The organism is Streptomyces silaceus, from assembly GCF_001419745.1.
Lineage (GTDB): Bacteria > Actinomycetota > Actinomycetes > Streptomycetales > Streptomycetaceae > Streptomyces > Streptomyces silaceus.
Window position 1 is genome coordinate 508 of the sequence record NZ_LIRJ01000619.1, and the last position, 1,957, is coordinate 2,464.

The 1,957-nt window shown below is 71.0% G+C and carries 2 protein-coding genes and 1 pseudogene; all 3 read right to left on the reverse strand.

Going from position 1 to position 1,957, the window contains the following annotated elements; translation table 11 throughout:
- Positions 1–57: 57 nt before the first annotated feature.
- A complete protein-coding gene (gene proC, locus AOK22_RS37815) occupies positions 58–882 on the reverse strand; it encodes a pyrroline-5-carboxylate reductase (RefSeq protein ID WP_055703177.1) in 825 nt (274 codons plus the stop codon).
- Positions 883–999: 117 nt separating this feature from the next.
- Positions 1,000–1,737 carry an ABC transporter permease gene (locus AOK22_RS37820; protein ID WP_055703178.1) on the reverse strand — a complete coding sequence of 246 codons (738 nt, stop codon included), beginning with the start codon at positions 1,735–1,737 and terminating at the stop codon, positions 1,000–1,002.
- Positions 1,734–1,957: pseudogene (locus AOK22_RS37825) on the reverse strand (ABC transporter ATP-binding protein); the annotation flags it as partial. The pseudogene AOK22_RS37825 and the gene AOK22_RS37820, both read right to left, overlap by 4 nt.

Below are 1,957 nucleotides of genomic sequence, written 5' to 3' on the forward strand. Positions count from 1 at the left end.
GTCTTTGCCGCGTCCGTCTTTCTCGCGGCTGTCGTTCTCGCGTCCGCTGTTGTGGCGTCAGCCGTTGTTGCCGGACGCCAGCTCGCGGCTGCGGTCGCGGGCCGCTTCAAGGGCCGCGATCAGTGCCGCGCGCACCCCGTGGTTCTCCAGCTCGCGGATGGCGTTGATCGTCGTGCCCGCGGGAGAGGTGACGTTCTCGCGGAGCTTCACCGGGTGTTCGCCGCTGTCGCGGAGCATGACGGACGCGCCGATCGCCGCCTGGACGATCAGGTCGTGGGCCTTGTCGCGGGGCAGGCCGAGCAGGATGCCCGCGTCGGTCATGGCCTCGACCAGGAAATAGAAGTAGGCGGGGCCCGACCCGGACAGCGCGGTGCAGGCGTCCTGCTGGGTCTCGGGGACGCGGAGCGTCTTGCCGACGGCGCCGAAGATGTCCTCGGCGTGGCTCAGCGCGGCGGCGGATGCGTGGCTGCCGGCCGAGATGACGGACATGCCCTCGTCGACGAGGACGGGAGTGTTCGGCATGACGCGGACGACCGGGGTGCCCTCGGGCAGGCGTTCCTCGATGAAGGCGGTGGTGATGCCCGCGGCGGCGCTGATGATCAGGCGGTCGGCGGTGACGTGCGGGGCGAGCTCGTCGAGCAGCTTGGTCATGTCCTGCGGCTTGCAGGCGAGGATCAGGGTGTCGGCCTGCTTGGCGGCCTCGGCGTTGCTGACGGGCGTGACGCCATAGCGGGTGCGGAGCTCGTCGGCGCGCTCCTGGCGACGGGTGGTGACCACGAGGTCGCTCGGCGCCCAGCCGCCGCGGATCATGCCGCTGAGCAGGGCTTCACCGATCTTTCCGGTGCCGAGGACTGCGACTTTCTGGCTCGTCTTGCTGCTCATGAGCGGGGGCCTCCGGGGATGCGTCGTTCGGAGGCCATCCTCGCACTGGGATTCCAGGGGCAGCGGGGCTGTCCGGTGGGCGGACTTCGGGTCGGCGGGCGCGGGGCGGGCCGTCGGTCACGCCGTGCGGCGGCGGAGGGTGGCGGCGCCGAGGCACAGCACCAGCACCGCGCAGGCCGCGACGATGACGGCGTCGCGCACGAAGGCGCCGGTGATGTCGGGGTGGCGGAGGACTTCGTTCATGCCGTCGACGGCATACGACATGGGGAGGACGTCGGAGATCGACTCCAGGACCGGCTGCATGTCGGAGCGCGGTGCGAACAGTCCGCAGAGCAGGAGCTGCGGGAAGATCACCGCCGGCATGAACTGGACGGCCTGGAATTCGGAGGCGGCGAAGGCCGAGACGAAGAGGCCGAGCGCGGTGCCGAGGAGGGCGTCGAGCAGGGCGACCAGGAGGAGCAGCCATGCGGAGCCGGTGACGTCGAGGCCGAGGGCCCACAGGGCGAGGCCGGTGGCGAGGACCGACTGGATGACGGCGAGGGCGCCGAAGGCGAGGGCGTATCCGGCGATGAGGTCGCCTTTGGCGAGGGGCATGGCGAGGAGGCGTTCGAGGGTGCCGGAGGTGCGTTCGCGGAGGGTGGCGATCGAGGTCACCAGGAACATCGTGATGAGGGGGAAGATGCCGAGCAGCGAGGCGCCGATGGAGTCGAAGGTGCGCGGGCTGCCGTCGAAGACGTAGCGGAGCAGGAGCAGCATCACGCAGGGGACCAGGAGCATCAGCGCGATGGAGCGCGGGTCGTGGCGGAGCTGTCGCAGGACGCGGGACGCGGTGGCGAAGGTGCGGTAGGCGCTCATCGGGGGCTCCTGGCCGGGCTGGAGGTTTCGGTGGCCTGGTCGACGAGGTGGAGGAAGGCCTCTTCGACGGTGTCGGAGTGGGTGCGGGTGCGCAGGGCGTCGGGGGTGTCGTCCGCGAGGAGTTCGCCCTCGCGCATGAGGAGGAGGCGGTGGCAGCGTTCCGCCTCGTCCATGACGTGGGAGGAGACGAGGATCGTGGCGCCGCGGTCGGCGGCGAGGG